This is a genomic window from Hymenobacter monticola (genome assembly GCF_022811645.1).
Lineage (GTDB): Bacteria > Bacteroidota > Bacteroidia > Cytophagales > Hymenobacteraceae > Hymenobacter > Hymenobacter monticola.
Window position 1 is genome coordinate 3,532,216 of record NZ_CP094534.1, and the last position, 14,075, is coordinate 3,546,290.

The 14,075-nt window shown below is 62.3% G+C and carries 17 protein-coding genes; 8 read left to right on the forward strand and 9 right to left on the reverse strand.

Annotated features, from left to right (window positions below; translation table 11 throughout):
• The first annotated feature begins 83 nt into the window (after positions 1 to 83).
• The gene (locus MTP16_RS14660; RefSeq protein WP_243510826.1) at positions 84 to 2,018 is read left to right on the forward strand and encodes a cytochrome-c peroxidase; all 1,935 of its coding nucleotides are present in this window, start codon (positions 84 to 86) and stop codon (positions 2,016 to 2,018) included.
• 504 nt (positions 2,019 to 2,522) lie between these two features.
• Here the strand turns inward: MTP16_RS14660 and MTP16_RS14665 are convergent.
• The 7 genes from MTP16_RS14665 to MTP16_RS14695 form a co-directional block, all read right to left on the reverse strand.
• The gene (locus tag MTP16_RS14665; protein ID WP_243510828.1) at positions 2,523 to 3,014 is read right to left on the reverse strand and encodes a TlpA family protein disulfide reductase; all 492 of its coding nucleotides are present in this window, start codon (positions 3,012 to 3,014) and stop codon (positions 2,523 to 2,525) included.
• Between the two features lie 387 nt (positions 3,015 to 3,401).
• Positions 3,402 to 3,869, reverse strand: a complete 468-nt coding sequence (locus MTP16_RS14670; RefSeq protein WP_243510839.1) for an MBL fold metallo-hydrolase — start codon at positions 3,867 to 3,869, stop codon at positions 3,402 to 3,404.
• 161 nt (positions 3,870 to 4,030) lie between these two features.
• The gene (locus tag MTP16_RS14675; protein WP_243510844.1) at positions 4,031 to 4,585 is read right to left on the reverse strand and encodes a cupin domain-containing protein; all 555 of its coding nucleotides are present in this window, start codon (positions 4,583 to 4,585) and stop codon (positions 4,031 to 4,033) included.
• A gap of 184 nt (positions 4,586 to 4,769) precedes the next feature.
• On the reverse strand, positions 4,770 to 5,153 hold the full coding sequence (locus MTP16_RS14680) for a cytochrome P460 family protein (protein ID WP_243510847.1): 384 nt from the start codon (positions 5,151 to 5,153) through the stop codon (positions 4,770 to 4,772).
• A 4-nt stretch (positions 5,154 to 5,157) separates the two neighbouring features.
• On the reverse strand, positions 5,158 to 6,114 hold the full coding sequence (locus tag MTP16_RS14685) for a heme-binding domain-containing protein (protein ID WP_243510850.1): 957 nt from the start codon (positions 6,112 to 6,114) through the stop codon (positions 5,158 to 5,160).
• Positions 6,115 to 6,282: 168 nt separating this feature from the next.
• The gene (locus MTP16_RS14690) at positions 6,283 to 7,086 is read right to left on the reverse strand and encodes a LytR/AlgR family response regulator transcription factor (RefSeq protein WP_243510853.1); all 804 of its coding nucleotides are present in this window, start codon (positions 7,084 to 7,086) and stop codon (positions 6,283 to 6,285) included.
• Entirely contained in the window at positions 7,083 to 8,189 is a 1,107-nt protein-coding gene (locus MTP16_RS14695) for a sensor histidine kinase (protein WP_243510855.1), read from the reverse strand. Before MTP16_RS14695 ends, MTP16_RS14690 begins: the two co-directional genes overlap by 4 nt.
• A 1,190-nt stretch (positions 8,190 to 9,379) precedes the next feature.
• Here MTP16_RS14695 and MTP16_RS14700 point away from each other — a divergent pair.
• Both MTP16_RS14700 and MTP16_RS14705 read left to right on the forward strand, forming a co-directional pair.
• Positions 9,380 to 9,850 (forward strand): DUF6252 family protein, encoded by a 471-nt coding sequence (locus MTP16_RS14700; protein WP_243510857.1) that lies wholly within the window; start codon positions 9,380 to 9,382, stop codon positions 9,848 to 9,850.
• Between the two features lie 239 nt (positions 9,851 to 10,089).
• A complete protein-coding gene (locus MTP16_RS14705) occupies positions 10,090 to 10,473 on the forward strand; it encodes a hypothetical protein (RefSeq protein ID WP_243510859.1) in 384 nt (127 codons plus the stop codon).
• A 39-nt stretch (positions 10,474 to 10,512) separates the two neighbouring features.
• Here MTP16_RS14705 and MTP16_RS14710 read toward each other — a convergent pair whose 3' ends face one another.
• On the reverse strand, positions 10,513 to 10,845 hold the full coding sequence (locus tag MTP16_RS14710) for a hypothetical protein (protein WP_243510861.1): 333 nt from the start codon (positions 10,843 to 10,845) through the stop codon (positions 10,513 to 10,515).
• Between the two features lie 146 nt (positions 10,846 to 10,991).
• Between MTP16_RS14710 and MTP16_RS14715 the strand changes: the two genes are divergently transcribed.
• Together MTP16_RS14715 and MTP16_RS14720 are read left to right on the forward strand one after the other, a co-directional pair.
• Positions 10,992 to 12,107: a DUF4919 domain-containing protein gene (locus MTP16_RS14715; protein WP_243510863.1), complete on the forward strand. Its 1,116-nt coding sequence runs from the start codon at positions 10,992 to 10,994 to the stop codon at positions 12,105 to 12,107.
• 197 nt (positions 12,108 to 12,304) lie between these two features.
• A complete protein-coding gene (locus MTP16_RS14720; protein ID WP_243510867.1) occupies positions 12,305 to 12,652 on the forward strand; it encodes a hypothetical protein in 348 nt (115 codons plus the stop codon).
• Between the two features lie 24 nt (positions 12,653 to 12,676).
• On the opposite strand, the gene MTP16_RS14725 is transcribed toward MTP16_RS14720, so the two are convergent.
• Positions 12,677 to 12,814: a hypothetical protein gene (locus tag MTP16_RS14725; protein ID WP_243510872.1), complete on the reverse strand. Its 138-nt coding sequence runs from the start codon at positions 12,812 to 12,814 to the stop codon at positions 12,677 to 12,679.
• Between the two features lie 218 nt (positions 12,815 to 13,032).
• Between MTP16_RS14725 and MTP16_RS14730 the strand changes: the two genes are divergently transcribed.
• From MTP16_RS14730 to MTP16_RS14740, 3 genes are all read left to right on the forward strand, one after another.
• Positions 13,033 to 13,293, forward strand: coding sequence for a hypothetical protein (locus tag MTP16_RS14730; RefSeq protein ID WP_243510874.1), 261 nt, complete (start codon positions 13,033 to 13,035; stop codon positions 13,291 to 13,293).
• 95 nt (positions 13,294 to 13,388) lie between these two features.
• On the forward strand, positions 13,389 to 13,592 hold the full coding sequence (locus MTP16_RS14735) for a hypothetical protein (RefSeq protein ID WP_243510876.1): 204 nt from the start codon (positions 13,389 to 13,391) through the stop codon (positions 13,590 to 13,592).
• A 36-nt stretch (positions 13,593 to 13,628) separates the two neighbouring features.
• Positions 13,629 to 14,048: a hypothetical protein gene (locus tag MTP16_RS14740; protein WP_243510879.1), complete on the forward strand. Its 420-nt coding sequence runs from the start codon at positions 13,629 to 13,631 to the stop codon at positions 14,046 to 14,048.
• Positions 14,049 to 14,075: the final 27 nt, after the last annotated feature.

Consider the following 14,075-nt stretch of genomic DNA (forward strand, 5'->3'; position numbering starts at 1 on the left):
CTTCGCTGCCTTCAATTTTCGCCTTGCTAATGTTTGTCCGCCTTCCTCTTAGCCTTAAGCAGCCGGCCTTTTTTCTTGCCACGGTGGCCGCAGCCGTCGGCCTGCTGCTGGGGCTGGGTTCCTTCAAACCCGAGGCCTCCGCCCAGCAGCCCACTACGGCCGCTGTGCGCCAGCTCCTGTTGCGCGACGTGGGTGCCCTGCAAGCGCAAAGCACCCGGCTCGTGGCCGTGTTGCAGTTGCTGGAAAAGCGGCAGGCCACGCTGGCCCAGGCCCAGGCCGCATTCCGGGCCACCAAAAGCGCCTACAAGCGCACCGAGTACCTCACCGAATACCTCGACCCGGAGCTGGCCAAGCGCATCAACGGCGCGCCCTTGCCCAAGGTCGTCGTCACGGAAGCCGACTATTTGGCGCTGGGCCGCCGCGACCCACAGTTTGTGACCATGCCGCCTGAGGGCCTGCAGGTGCTGGAGGAAATGCTCTTCGCCCCCGAAGCGCCCAATGCCGCCGAGGCCCTTATCCTCGCCCAAAGAGTGGAGGAAGGGTTCAACCGCTTTGCCGCCAACGTGCAACACCAGCCCTTTACCAACCAGCAGGTGCTGGGCAGCCTGCGAGAGGAAATGCTGCGCGTGATGACCATGGGCATCACCGGTTTCGACGCCCCCGCCGCCGGCTCCGAAATGGCATTCGCGGCGGAGGCACTGGCCCCCGTGCTGGCTGTGACCGAAACCTTCGCCCAGGCCGGTCCCGCGCCGGAAGCTGGGGCGGCCACCGTAGCCGCGCTGCAAAAAACCGTGACCTACCTGCGCCAGCACCCCGATTTTGACTCCTTTGACCGCGTGTATTTCCTGCGCGAGGTGGCCAACCCGGCCTACGGCCGCCTGGTGGCGCTGGCGGCCGCCGTGCTGCCCCCGGCCGATGCCGAAGACTTGCTGGCCAGGCCCGTGAACGAGCAAGCCACCAATCTTTTCGACCCCAATTTTCTGCGACCGGCCTACTACGCCAAGCAGGACCGCCGCGAGCCCTCGCCTGCCCAGATTGAGCTGGGCCGCCTGCTGTTTTTCGACCCGGTGCTGTCGTCCAACAACCAGCGGGCCTGCGCCAGCTGCCACCACCCCGCCAAGGCCTTCAGCGATGGCGTGGCCAAAAGCCCGGCTTTCGCGCCCAACGCCACCGTGGCCCGCAACGCGCCCACGCTGCTCAACGCCATTTTTAGCACCGCTTACTTCTGGGATGGCCGCGCTGGCTTCCTTGAAAACCAGATTCCGGAAGTGGTGAACCGGCCCGAGGAACTGCACTCGTCCTACGCCGAGATTGTGCAGAAGCTGCAAGGCAGCCGCGCCTACCAGCAGCTGTTCCAGCAAGCTTTCGGCACAAAGGGCACGCCAGCCCTCAGCGCCTCCACCCTGAACCGGGCGTTGGCCGCCTACCTGCGCAGCCTGGTGGCCCTCAATTCGCCGTTCGATAAGTACATGCGCCATGAGACCGATGCCCTTAGCGCGTCGGCGGTGCGTGGGGCCAACCTGTTTATGGGCAAAGCCGCGTGCGCTACCTGCCACTTCGCGCCGCTGTTCAACGGCACCGTGCCGCCTCGCTTTACCGATAGCGAAACCGAAGTCATCGGGGTGCCTGCCGGCGCCGACCTGGCGCACGCCCACTCCGACCCTGACGCTGGCCGGGGCGGTATTATTGCCGCCGAGGCCTGGCACGGCGCCTTCAAAACGCCCACCGTGCGCAACGCCGCCCTCACGGCACCCTATATGCACAACGGCGTTTTCGGTACCTTGGCAGAGGTAGTGGAGTTTTACAGCCGGGGCGGAGGTGCCGGCCTGGGCCTGCCCGTGCCTAATCAAACGCTGCCCTTCGACAACCTCGACCTAACGGTTCAGGAAAAAGCGGACCTCGTCGCATTCATGGAAACGCTGACCGATACCACAACTAGCCTTGCTGCCCCGCGCCACCTGCCGGCCTTCCCGGCAAGTGCTCATTTGAATGACCGCCAGATAGGCGGCAAATATTAGGTTCATTGAAGGCTGGAAGAGTGTGCGCCGATGCGTAAACAACGTTGATTAATCGTGAAAGGTCGGGCAGTTCGTAGACCTGACACATTTGCTCTTCAGTCCGCAAAGCTTCCACCGGCAGAAAGGAGCAGTAATTCGCATCTACTTTGTTGTGGCAAAGCCCGGGCGTTCCGTTCGCGACGCGGTACAATTTGACAAAATCAGACCGCAGCAACACGCCGTTGGCCATGGCTACTTGGCGGACGTTCTCCTCCGCTGGTGGACACGCAGCGCCTTACAGCTGCCACGAAGCAATGCGCAAGGGAAGAACTTACGAAAAGGGATTAGCAAGTACTCATTGCAATGCCCTTAAGACGTAACCATCTTCGGGTACTGCTCGCCCCACCGGATTGAATGGGATGTATGAACCAGATTGTCCTAGCCTGTCCAATTAGCGTTTAGCGCATTGGCCAGGCTTTAAGCGAAAGGGGGAGGTTGGTGCTTATGCGCAATCAACGCTTGGCGCTACTTGCCTAGCAATTGCGCCAAGCGTTGTTCTAGGGCCGGCCCGCGCAGGTTTTGCCCCACCACGTGCCCGGATGGGTCAAGCAGGTAGTTCTGGGGTAATGCCTCGATGTGGTAGCTCGCCGCGGCGGCATTGTCCCATCCTTTCAGGTCGGAGACCTGTCGCCAGGTAAGGCCGTCCGACTGCACGGCTTTCAGCCAGGCCGCCCGGTTATGGTCGAGCGACACGCTCAGGATAGTGAATTTCTTGTGTTTATAGCGCTGGTAAGCCTGCACGAGCACGGGATTCTCCTTCCGACAAGGTGGACACCAAGAAGCCCAGAAATCAAGCAGCACGTACTGGCCCCGTAAGGCCGAGAGCTGCACCATGTTGCCTTGCGGGTCAGCTTGGCGAAAGTCGGGGGCCAGGGCTAGCCCAACCCGATTAGCCGTATGGGGCGTGGGGCGAGGGCTAGGGGCGGCGTGGCTGACTGGGCTAACTAGCAACAGCATTACAGCCGCCCGGAGGAAGAAAGAATTTGGCATGGATTATCTAACAGGGGTGGGGCAATTGAAGAAAAGAACTAACAACAAGGTTGTTACCTTCGTTTTTTGTCTCATCTTTAAACCATGAGCTTGTAGTCAATGCCGCGCACGTTCACAATTTACACGTAGGTACCGTCGCGAAAGTAGCAGCATAGGCGCGTGCTGTACACATCGAGGCTACGGGCGTTGAAAAAGTATCATGAAAGTAGGTGCTAGGAACCCAGGCCGGAACCCGGCGTTCGTCTGCTCGGGCCAGCCTATTCTTTCGGCATTTTAGGCGGCGCCCAGGGCTTGGCAGAAAGCACGGCTGTTTAGCACGTTCTCCCCCGTGTTGGCGCTCCCTAAAAATAGCTTCTACCAACGCATCTGCTCGGGCACAAGCCGGAATCCTTCTCCCTGTTTCGCTAGGTGACCTAAACCTGGCCAGGGAAAATGATACCCCAGCCCGCGCGTTCGCGCGTCGGCTAAGGTTGAAAAAACCTTAGTTTGCGGTTCCGCGGCCGTGAAGGGGGCAATGTCGGCCGCAAAATTCAGGAGCGGATTTTCGAGCGACAGCACGGCATGGTGCACTAAGTCCCCCAGCAAGAACAACGATTCAGTGCCCGCGCTAATCTCAAAGCAGATATGTTCGGCTGTGTGCCCCGGCGTGAAGTGCGCCGTCACGCCGGGCAGAAATTCCTCTCCATTCCGGATGAAAATTCGGCGTTCTCGCAGGGGCAACAGCTTGGCGCGCGACGCGAATGGCGGCAGCGGCCCAACTGTCGGGCAGGGCTTCGTCGGTCCAATAGGCAACGTCGTTTTCTGCGAGATAGGTAGACGCATTGGGGAAGGTAGGTTGGCCGTCCGCCTGGCACAATCCGCCACGTGGTCTGGATGCGGACCGTCCGAGATGATACAGCATGGAACATCTCCCACGAAAAAGGAATAAACGGACGTCTGGCGGTGCTTGCTTAAATCTAGCATATTCAAGCACGCTAAGGCGCTTAGTCGGCGCTGAGGTCGTTAGTCGCAATAGTAGACTCGCTGGCGGGGGGAGGAGCGAAGAACATGTTGTACTTCGGCGCCAGCCCGAGGGCACGCTGCAGCTCGGCCATATCGGGCGGGCTGACGGGCAGCCGGTCGGTGGCCAGTGCCGGGCGCGAGGCCTCGTCGAAGAAGGCTTGATGCAGCAGGTTGGCCGTGCTCAGGAGCCGGGCGGGGGCGCCGCTGCGGTTGGCAAAGCCGTGGAAGGCATTGGGCGGTACGATGAGCGTTTCGCCGCGCTCGCAGCCTACCCAGTCCTGCTGGCCATCGGTGAGGCGCATGAAATCGACGCGCCCGTCGAGGATGTAAAATACCTCCGCATAAGGGTGGCTGTGCAGCGGCACGCCCTTGCCCGGGTCGAGCGGCAGCTCGTAAATGGCAAAGGCGTAGCCGGTGTCGGCCGCCCTGGCTTTCCAGGTGAAGCGCGAGTCAGCGACATCGAAATGCTCGCCTTCGCCCACGCCTATTTTGCGAACGCCCTCGGTGGGCGGAATCTGCAATGCCGTATTAGTCATGAGAAGGGGTAAATGAAAAATGAGGGAATCAGGTTGTATAGGCCAAGATATTCTTCACCATAAGGGTGAAGGCTTTGCGGGGAAGCCTCTACGGCATCACGGCCGGTTTTTGCGCCAGCAGGTAGGCAATCCGTTCCTGTTGGTGCAGGGTATCGGCCCGCAGAGTTAGGGTTTTGCCTGTGAATCATTGGTAGGTAACGGCCAGGCGGCCGGCGCTCCCCGGCGCGGTGCGCAGCAGTTCGAGCGATTGCAGCGCACCGGGAATGCGGGCGCCAAACCAGTTGGGGTCGGCTTGCTGCCGCCAGGTAACCAGGGCTAGGACTTCGCCGGGCTGAGCGGCGCTGATGCCCCCTAGAGCCGCCTGGCGGGCCAGGTCGTTGCCGTACAAAGTACCCATGGTGGCCTGCTGACGATTGACCGACGAGGTAAGTACCCGCAAGCCTAGCTTGCTAAAATCAAACGAAGTAGGTAACGAGGCGGCTTCGTTGAGCTGGCCGGTGGGCACCTTGTTTTGGCTACAGGTGCTCAGCGCCAGCAGGGCCCCTAAGGCGATGGTGGTGGCTTTCATGGGGCTATGGGCGCAGGGGCTGCGTGAAGACGAAGTCGTTGTGTTGCTGGGGTTGGTGGCAGCGGATGCACTCAGTGGTGAAGAGTGCGTCCTTGCCGTAGGGCACCAGTTTATCCGTTTTGAAGCGGGCCCAGCCCCAGCCTTTAGTAGCGGCGTATTTCCGGTCGTCCTTCAGCATGTATTCGACCTGCTTGAAGGCGCCGGGGCGCACGTTACCCTGGGCATCAGCCAGTTGGTCCCAGGCTACTTTGGCGAAGGCCGTGCCGCTGGGCCAGGGTTTGATACGCTTTTCTCGAATGGCTTGCATGGCCACGTTATTGCCAAATACCACGCGCATGGTGCCATTGTCGAAGCGCTCGGTGGTGCTGATGGCCTGCCAGTTTTTGTAATCGGGCAGATAGGCGATGCCGTTTGGTGCAACCGGTACGGCGGTGGATGCAGTCTTATTGGACTGCCAGTGCCGGTACTGCCGGTCAGCGGCATTGAGCTTGGCCGTGTCGGCGGGCGGGCTCTTCGCCAGGCTCGCCACGTACTGCTTGAGCACAGCCACGTCCTGGGCCGATACTTTGGCTTCGGGGTGAGCCAGGGTATACTCACTGAGCGGCATGGCGCCCGCCAGTATTTGATTGACTGACTCCCAGAGCTTCGCTTTTTGGTCGGCGGGGGGGAGGCTCTGCCAGGTGGAGAAGTTCAGGCCCGTCCGGCCTTCCTTCACGTGGCCGGCTACCTGCCAGTACACCGGCGCGACTTTGTCGAACCAGCGCAGGTCGGTTTGGTTGGAGTGGCAGTCGTAGCACGCACGCTGCACGATGTTTTTCACGGCCACCGGCGCCTGAAAATCACCCGTCACGGGCGGATTCTCCAGCGGTGGCCGAATAAATTGGATGCCCACGAACGCCGCTCCCAACAGAGCACCAGCGGGCAACAATAATCGACGGAAGGGGGTGGCGGCTGCGCTCATAACAAGGCGTTTTGAGTTGCTCGTACCCGTCGCCCGCCGCTGAGCGGGACGAGACTGACTTCGCAACTGATTGATAGCCAAACTTACGGGCGGCTCTAAGCCGCTGCTAAGGCACTGCGGCCAGTTGGCCTAATCCGGCCCTGAGTTGGCTTTTTTGGCCCGCGGCAGCTAGGCAAAACGCTTCAAGAACTGCTGGATAACCGTGTTGTAGCTGCGCGATGAGGTGACGTGCTGCCCATTGGCCATGCGAAACAGGTACTCGCCGTGGGCCCACGACTTAAACTCCACAATGTGGTCGGTATTGATGACGACCGAGCGGTGGATGCGCAGAAAGTGAGCCGGGTCGAGCCGCTCGGCCAGCTGCGCCAGCGCCGCCCGCACCGGGTGCGCCGCGCTGGCCGTGTGCAGCCGCACACCGCTGCCCGTGGCTTCGAGGTAACACACCTCGGCGGCCGGCACAAAAAACTGCCGCTCGGGCTGCTTCACCACAAACCGGTCTTGGTACTCGGCTGGGAGAGTCGGGGCTAGGCCGGCCGCGGCGGGCCAGGCGCGGAGTAAGGCGGCCAGGTCGGCGCCGAGGGCTTGGCTCTGGTGCTGAGACGCCTGCTGCTGCACCCGGCGCACGCACTCCGCAAACCGGTCGGGGTCGAGCGGCTTTAGTAAATAATCCACTGCGTGCAGGGCGAAGGCAGCTACCGCGTACTGGTCGTAGGCCGTCACGAACACCACTAGCGGCAGCGGCTGGCCGGCAGCTTGCAGGCGTTGCAGCACCTGCACGCCGTCGAGGTCGGGCATTTGCACATCCAAGAACACCACGTCGTAGGCGCCCGTTTGCAGGGCGGCGAGGGCCTCGGTGCCGTTCGGGCACTCGCCCGCGATGGCCAGGTCGGGGAAGTCGGCGAGCAACTCCCGCACCAGGCTGCGGGCCAGCGGCTCATCGTCTACGAGTAGGGTGCGCAGGTTGGGGTTCATGCGGCTAAGGGGGCTGAGCCAGCGGCCTGGAAGGGCAGCGACACCTGCAAGCAGTAGCCTTGGCCGGGCGCGGTTTCGACGTGCACAGCGTAGTCGGTGCCGTAGCGGGTGGCCAGGCGGCTTTCGAGGTTGCGCAGCCCGATGCCCCGCACGGCGGTGTCGGTGGTGCCGCGGCCGTTGTCTTGCACCTGCACAATGAGGCGGTCGGCCTGCTGCCGGGCACTGATGGCCAGCTGGCCTACCCCTGCCTGCGGGGCCAAGCCGTGGCGCACGGCGTTTTCTACCACCGGCTGCAAGAGCAAGCCGGGCAAGATGGCGGCCTCCGTGCCGGGGGCGATGTGATAGGCCACGGCCAGGCGGTCGGGAAAGCGCGTTTGCTCAATTTCGAGGTAGAGGCGGGTTAGGTGCAGCTCCTGGGCCAGCGTGACCTCCTGGGTGTCGCTGCCCTCGAGCACGAGGCGCAAAAACTGGCTGAGCTGGGCCAGCATGCGCCGGGCGGCCTTCACATCGGTGCCCATTAGGGCCGACGCGGCATTCAGCGAATTAAACAAGAAGTGCGGCTGCAACTGCATTTTCAGGGCTTGTAGCTGCGCCTGTACGAGTTGCGTTTCCAACTGCGCCGCCTGCACCTGGCCCTGGCGAAACCGCTCGCGGTATTGCACGGCGTAGGCCATGCACAGCAGCATCCAGTAAATAGGTACCCAGGTATTGGCGTTTACAATGACCGTACCCAGCGAAAAACCGCCGGGCAACGCCCCGAACAGCGCCATCAGCCCGGCGTAGGCCAAGCGGTAAACGAGCGTGAGGCCGTAGCTAGCGGCCGCGTGCACCAGCAGGTTGGCTAGCCGACGGCGGTGCTCCGTGAGGTCGAAGCGCGTGGCCAAGGCAAACACCACCGGCGTGAGCAGCCCCCAGAGCATTCCGTGCAACAGCCGTCCACCCAGGGTTTCGCCCCAGTGCGTAGGCGTGCCCGCCGAGAGGTTCTGGGCAAAAACCAGCAGCACCATAAACCCGCTGAACAGCAGCCAGGCCAGCGCAATAACCGGCCCCGGAACCAGTGGCCGCCGGGGCATCGAAGTTGCAGTGGGATGTGGGGTGTGCATAGCGCCAAAGGTAGCAAATGCGCCCACGGAGTTAAGCAACCAAGCCGGGAGTTGGCCTTTTAAGGCGCTTACCTGGCTTTTTCAGAAATTCGTTTTAGCTGAGCTGGCCAGGCGAGCACCTCTGAGTAGCCGTTAAAAAGGTTTCGTTGAACGAGAACCTGTTGGCGGCGTTCGGCTATTCGCCTACGTAGTTTTTAAAGCATCGCCTGCTAAAGTAACAGGCGGTTCACTTTAACGGTCAGGGTCTTAGGCTGACTAGATTATAAACTTGTGGCGTGCCTCAATAAACCTGGCCAGACTACTCAGCAATAGGTGCTAAACTAAGCAGAGGCAACGCCCTAGATGGTTCATTTAGTGCTGCTCCAGCAGTACCGGTTTCGGCTGGAAAGAAGGCACGCACCATCGCTACCAGCGCCGCCGCAGATGCTGGCCGCCGAGCCGGCACCGGCTGAGTAAGCGGGCTCTTTTCCATTCGTACAGAATGCTCCTCCGCCAAGTAAGGCGCGTCAGCAGAGCTAATTCAGCTCCGCCGCTTGCAGCGCTGCCAGGAGCGCACCACCGACCTGCCCTTGCTCGAAGCGGCCGCGGCTTTGCTGCGGGGGCGACTGAAGGCGTGAGCAGGCAACGGAACGGTGCTAGTGGAGCTGTCGCCTGCGCCGAGTGCTGGGCGGGCGAAGCTTTCAATCGGGCAATGGCCTTGTTGGAATAGAAGAAAAAGCAGTTGCATTGGGACGCCTCTAACAGGTGGATTCTTCGCCTTCAATGGCATCATGCTTGGCGGCGAAACGCGCTACCTGCTGCGCCGGGCGAAGCGCTAACGTATACATTCTTCGGTGCCTTCTCCACAGCCGCCTTTGACAGCGGAACCACCAACGGCTCCGGTATGCCCGGTGCGCGGCCTGCCGCTTCGACGGGAGCGAATTCTTCCAGCGGCTGCGTGCGCGTGTCAGCCACGGGCTCAACGAGGGTGCGATGATGGTTTTCTGCTCGCGGCGCGAGCCAGACTACCCGCGCTTCAAGCCCGCGGCAGCGAGCCCTGTCATGGCCCTGGTATTACGCGTTGGCACAGAGGCGCGAACCGGAAATCCTGCAGAACGTTGGCCCTCGTTGCACAAGTGTTGCCGGGCGGCTTATCTTTGTAGAACTTGGCCCGGTGAGTGCCGGCCGTATTTATTTCCTTTCCCTTTTTTATGATGTTTTCTCTACGTTCCCTGCGGACCGCCACGGCGGCCATGGCGCTGGTTTCCCTGGCGGCTTGCTCGAAAAAAAGCGACGCTACCCCAACTCCTGACCCCAACCCCATGGGGATGAGCTGGACGGTGGACGGCAGCAACGTAACGGCCTCTTCCGCCGTTTCGCAAGCCTCCTCGGGCAACTTGGTCACCTTGGCTGGTGCGACCGGCAGCACGGGTGGGGTTTTCCTGGACGTGCCCAAAACGGTGGGCTCCTACACCATCACCAGCACGAGCGACGCTTCCGCCAGCTACGTGGTAACGCCGGCCTCGGGCGGCAGCCAGTTCTACGACGGCACGACGGGCACCATTGTGGTCAGTGCGGTGTCGGCCACCAACATCACCGGTACCTTCACCTTTACGGGCACGGGCTCGAGTGCCGCTTCCACCAAAACGATAACGAACGGCAAGTTCAACGTGAAGCTGTAAAACGATTGCCCGCTCCAGCCGCGTTTCCTAAATAGCGGTTGTTTGGTAATCCGCAGAAAGCCCCGGCCCATTGGTCGGGGCTTTTTTGCATTAGCAGGGAGTATTCCTTTCTGCCGCCGTCGGCTGTCCGTCTCATCCCTCGCACTTCCGCAGCGACCGCACCCGCGGGCAGGTGGCTGCCTCGCGCCGCCGCGCCCCCGACGCAGGCGCTGGCCACCCGGCGGCGCTATCTTGCGGCCATGTCCACCAATCGCATTCTTGCCTTCGGCGCCGTGGCCCTGCTGCTTTACCTGGGCTTCGCCTACGGGCTGCGGGCCGCCTTTCCCTGCACCGAAGTTGGGTACAACGTGGCCCTCACGGGCCGCATAACCGGGGTCGTTGAAATAAAAGGGCAACGTACTTTTTTCTTAAACGGGCAGCGCGCCCGCCGCTACGACTTCGACGCTTTCGGGCCTGCCGCCGGGCTCCACCGGGCCAACCCTACGCCGGAAGACGGCTCGCTCAGCCGGTACCTGCGCAAAGGCGACCTTATCCGCAAACCAGGCCGGGCCGTCGAACTCACGGTGCAGCGCGGCGACAGCCTCACCCGGTGGGGCTGCGCCCCGGCGCGGGCTTCCCGCTAGCCAATGCGCCCAACCGGGGGCCGCGGCCGGCGGGCTGCGCTAGCGCCGCTTGCGGCCCCCCAAAATGCTGCGGGTGGGCCGGGTCCCGGGCTGGGCCTGATTGGCGCGGGGCTGGTCGGCGCGGCTGGTGCCGTGGTCGAGGCTGCGCTCGGGCAGGCCGTTGGGGAAAGTGGGGCTGGTGGTGCCGCCCAGGTGCTTGTCGGTGTAACCCCTGGGGTAGGCGGGCACGGCCGCCGCGGGCGCGGCGCCGGATTGGGCCGGCAGGCCGGTGGTTTGCGGCACGGGCGGCGGGGTGGTCCGGCGGGGCACCTGGGCCCCGGCGGGAGTGGCGGCCAGGGCAAAGAGGGAAGCGAGCAGCAGAAGGGGGCGCATACAAGGAGCAGATAAGAGCATAAGTGCTTGGACTTGTACGGCGAAAGCGCGAACAAGGCCACGCGTTGTTGCCGCCAGGCCCTTCCTGAGCGGGCCCTGCGCTCATCTTCCCCCTTCTTGCCTACATTGCCTTTTTACGCCATCTTATGCTTTCCCTTTTCAACGTTTCGACCACGCTGCGTTCGCTGGCGCTCGTTTTGCAAATGCTTGTTCTGGCTCCGGGCGCTCTTTTTGCGCAAGTTGATAACCGGGCGAAGAACGGCAAGGTGCTGGATGCGCTGGAAGCCCAGTACCAACAGGCGCTTAAGGCTGACCCCAACGGTGCCGCCCCGCATTGGCACCACGCCAATGCCTTGGCCAAAGTGACCTTTCGGGCTTCACAAACGGCGTGGCAATACTACGAGCTGGCCCTGCGCAAAGACAGCCTAAACGCGAATATTTACCAGGATTACGCAGCTTACTTAGCAGCCAATCAGGCCTACAAACAGGCCTTGGCTCAATACGACAAAGGCCTTGCCTTAGCGCCCACGCAACCGGACCTGCTGGCCGGGCAAGCGCGGGTACAGCAATTGATTCGCCAGCAGGAAGAGTACGCGGCGTTGCACCGGCTGCCGGTGCGGGCCGGTGCCGCAGCGAAGGTGAGCAACTTTGCCGAACTGACCGATTTTGCCAAGCTGCTGCCCCTTACCCAGCAGGCAGAGGGGGCCTACGCCTACCCGGCCCTGGCGGCGAAATTCCGGCAAGACCCCGCGGCGCCTACGCCGCACGAAATGTTGCTCTTGCTCGGCGCCACCGCCCGGCCCGACTACAAGCCCTACAACTACGACGCCGAGCAGGCCCTGCAGCAGCTAGCGGCCGACGGCAAAACGGAGGAGTTGATTCGGCAAGGCGAAGCGCTGCTGGCGCAGGAGCCGGTGAACGTGCTGGCACTGCAGGAACTGCTTTACGGGTATCGAAAGCAAGGCAATAATCTCCAGGTTGCCCGGGTGGAGCAGCGGCTGAGAAGCATTTTTGAAGGGGTGCTCTACGGTGGCGATGGCAGCTGCGAGCAGCCTTACCTCAGCATCAGCCCGCAGGAAGAGTACGTGTTTGTGCAGTACCTGGGGTTGCAGCCCACCCGCAACGTTTCCCAGACGAGCTGTGCGGGTTTTTTCACCGATAAGCTGCTGGTGGTAGACAAGAGCGCCGAAACCTCGGGCCAGCAAAAGCCTGTGTACTTCAACTATACCCCCATCATGCTGAGCATGCGGGGGCGGAAATGAGCCCAGGCTGCAATGGCCCGGCGTAGTGGCTTATCTATCAGCCGCAAACGTATGGTCGGCAAGCACGAATAGTACCCGTTAAAAGGGGACTTGCTGGGGGTGCCCCACCAACCGCTGGGGCCGGCAAGGTGCAGGCTGAGTTGCTATTCTGGTTAGCCGACGATTAATTTAGCTAAAAATTTTACAGCGCTGCCGCCATGCCCACCGCCCCCAAGGTCTATTACGAAGCCGAAGAGCCGGCCACTGATTTCACCCCCGAAGCCCTGCCCGAGCCCGAAGAATCGCAGCCGGAATACGGCGAGGTATTCAGCCAGGACGAAGAAACGGCCCCCGTCATTTTGGTGGCTGCCCCAGCCAGCACGTTTGCCTACGCCGTGGGGCACCGGGTGCAGCCCACGCCCGAGGCCCCGGCGCGCGAAGTCATTTGGCGCGGCCAGCTACGCGAGCGCCGGCCCGAAACCGGCCTCATCCACCGCACCAACGTGTACCGGCTGAACGACGGCTTCTGGGACTGCTACCGCGAAGACGAGCTGCGGGCCGCGTAGCGAAACGATAGGGTAGCGGCGGCCTTACCTGCCCAGCAGGTGGTGCTGCCACAGCGCCCACACCAAGCCCGCGGCGGCGGCCAATCCCATCAGCACGTACACCACCCGCGCCTGCCGGGAGCGGAAGTATTCGATGCGGGGGCGGATGGTGGAGAATCGCATAGCAGGAGGGGGCGTAATGGGAGTACTCCGATGAACCCTAAGAAGTTGTAGTCGTGGCATTACCAAATTGTTGCGGCCGTTGGCAAGCCTGGAGCCCTGTGCGTTTGCGCGCTGGGCTATTAGGGGGCAGCAGCTTGAAAAAGCCGCAATTGCCTGGCTGGGCGCATCAATACATGCGCGTTAGCCTATCTTTGGCCGTACTTCATAATTTGCTGCCCATGGCCTTAAACTTTGATGAATTCCAGAAAGTCGTAGAAACGGCACAACAAGCTGACGCGGTGAAAGCCGATTTGAAACGCGCCCTGCGCAAGGTGACCACCACCCTGGGCGCCCTGCAAGCGGCTCTGGGCGAGATGGAAGCCGTGCTGGCCGAGGACTACGTATCGGCCCCCCGCACACGCAAGCCCCGCACGCCCCGCGCCGAAAACGAAGGCGGTGCCCCGGCCAAAAAGCCCGGCCGCCCCAAGAAGAACGCCTAACGGCATTGCTTTTTGCACCACGCTCAAAGGGCGCTTACCCACCGGTAGGCGCCCTTTGCTGGTGTGGGGCGCCTTTATTGCCGTAATTTTGCCCCATGGAATTTCAGAAGAGAAAATACGTGTTTCGGGGCATGGACGGCTTCGCCGGCTTTCGCAACGGGCAGGAATACGAACTGGAAATTCGGGCCACCGAAGCCACCGACGAGCAACCGAGTGAAATCGTGATTATTAACCCGGTTTCCCGCCTGCACACCTACTGCAGCAAGCAGGAATTCAGCCAGCGCTGGGAAAAACCCTAACCGACCGGCCCTCGCCGGGCTACCTTTGCGGCCGCTATGACGCTTGGTAAACTTCGCGTACACTTTCGAAATGCCGCCGGGCAGGTGCTGGAACAGCCCACCGGCCGCTACATCATCATCCGCTACAGCAGCGGCCCGCGCCGCTTTGCCGACCTGCAAACGCTGCTCGGACACAGCAAGCAACTCTTGGCGCTGCGCCAGTGGCACAAAGTCGTGGGCGACCACCGGCGCATGACGCCTTTCGCCCCCGCTGAATCGGCCTGGGTCACCGACTGCTGGCTGAGCATGCCCCGCACCCGCATGCGCGACTTCTACGGCGCGGTGCTGCTGCCCGCCGAGGTGCTAGCCCGCATTCCGGTCGAGCGGGCCTTGGAAGAAGCCACCGCCAATGCTCTGACCTACCGCCTCTTTGCCGAAGAGCCCGAAGCTGCCGCGTGGCTGGCGCAGCTGCCGTAGCGGGCCGCCGCGGTGGTGGCTCCCGGC

Coding starts and splice junctions, on each gene's coding strand:
- MTP16_RS14690 (WP_243510853.1), bottom strand. CDS start 7,086: ATGAACCCCAACCTGCGCACCCTACTCGTAGACGATGAGCCGCTGGCC.
- MTP16_RS14710 (WP_243510861.1), bottom strand. CDS start 10,845: ATGCGCCCCCTTCTGCTGCTCGCTTCCCTCTTTGCCCTGGCCGCCACT.
- MTP16_RS14720 (WP_243510867.1), top strand. CDS start 12,305: ATGCCCACCGCCCCCAAGGTCTATTACGAAGCCGAAGAGCCGGCCACT.
- MTP16_RS14695 (WP_243510855.1), bottom strand. CDS start 8,189: ATGCACACCCCACATCCCACTGCAACTTCGATGCCCCGGCGGCCACTG.
- MTP16_RS14675 (WP_243510844.1), bottom strand. CDS start 4,585: ATGACTAATACGGCATTGCAGATTCCGCCCACCGAGGGCGTTCGCAAA.
- MTP16_RS14735 (WP_243510876.1), top strand. CDS start 13,389: ATGGAATTTCAGAAGAGAAAATACGTGTTTCGGGGCATGGACGGCTTC.
- MTP16_RS14730 (WP_243510874.1), top strand. CDS start 13,033: ATGGCCTTAAACTTTGATGAATTCCAGAAAGTCGTAGAAACGGCACAA.
- MTP16_RS14725 (WP_243510872.1), bottom strand. CDS start 12,814: ATGCGATTCTCCACCATCCGCCCCCGCATCGAATACTTCCGCTCCCGG.
- MTP16_RS14705 (WP_243510859.1), top strand. CDS start 10,090: ATGTCCACCAATCGCATTCTTGCCTTCGGCGCCGTGGCCCTGCTGCTT.
- MTP16_RS14685 (WP_243510850.1), bottom strand. CDS start 6,114: ATGAGCGCAGCCGCCACCCCCTTCCGTCGATTATTGTTGCCCGCTGGT.
- MTP16_RS14715 (WP_243510863.1), top strand. CDS start 10,992: ATGCTTTCCCTTTTCAACGTTTCGACCACGCTGCGTTCGCTGGCGCTC.
- MTP16_RS14680 (WP_243510847.1), bottom strand. CDS start 5,153: ATGAAAGCCACCACCATCGCCTTAGGGGCCCTGCTGGCGCTGAGCACC.
- MTP16_RS14740 (WP_243510879.1), top strand. CDS start 13,629: ATGACGCTTGGTAAACTTCGCGTACACTTTCGAAATGCCGCCGGGCAG.
- MTP16_RS14670 (WP_243510839.1), bottom strand. CDS start 3,869: ATGCGTCTACCTATCTCGCAGAAAACGACGTTGCCTATTGGACCGACG.
- MTP16_RS14665 (WP_243510828.1), bottom strand. CDS start 3,014: ATGCTGTTGCTAGTTAGCCCAGTCAGCCACGCCGCCCCTAGCCCTCGC.
- MTP16_RS14700 (WP_243510857.1), top strand. CDS start 9,380: ATGATGTTTTCTCTACGTTCCCTGCGGACCGCCACGGCGGCCATGGCG.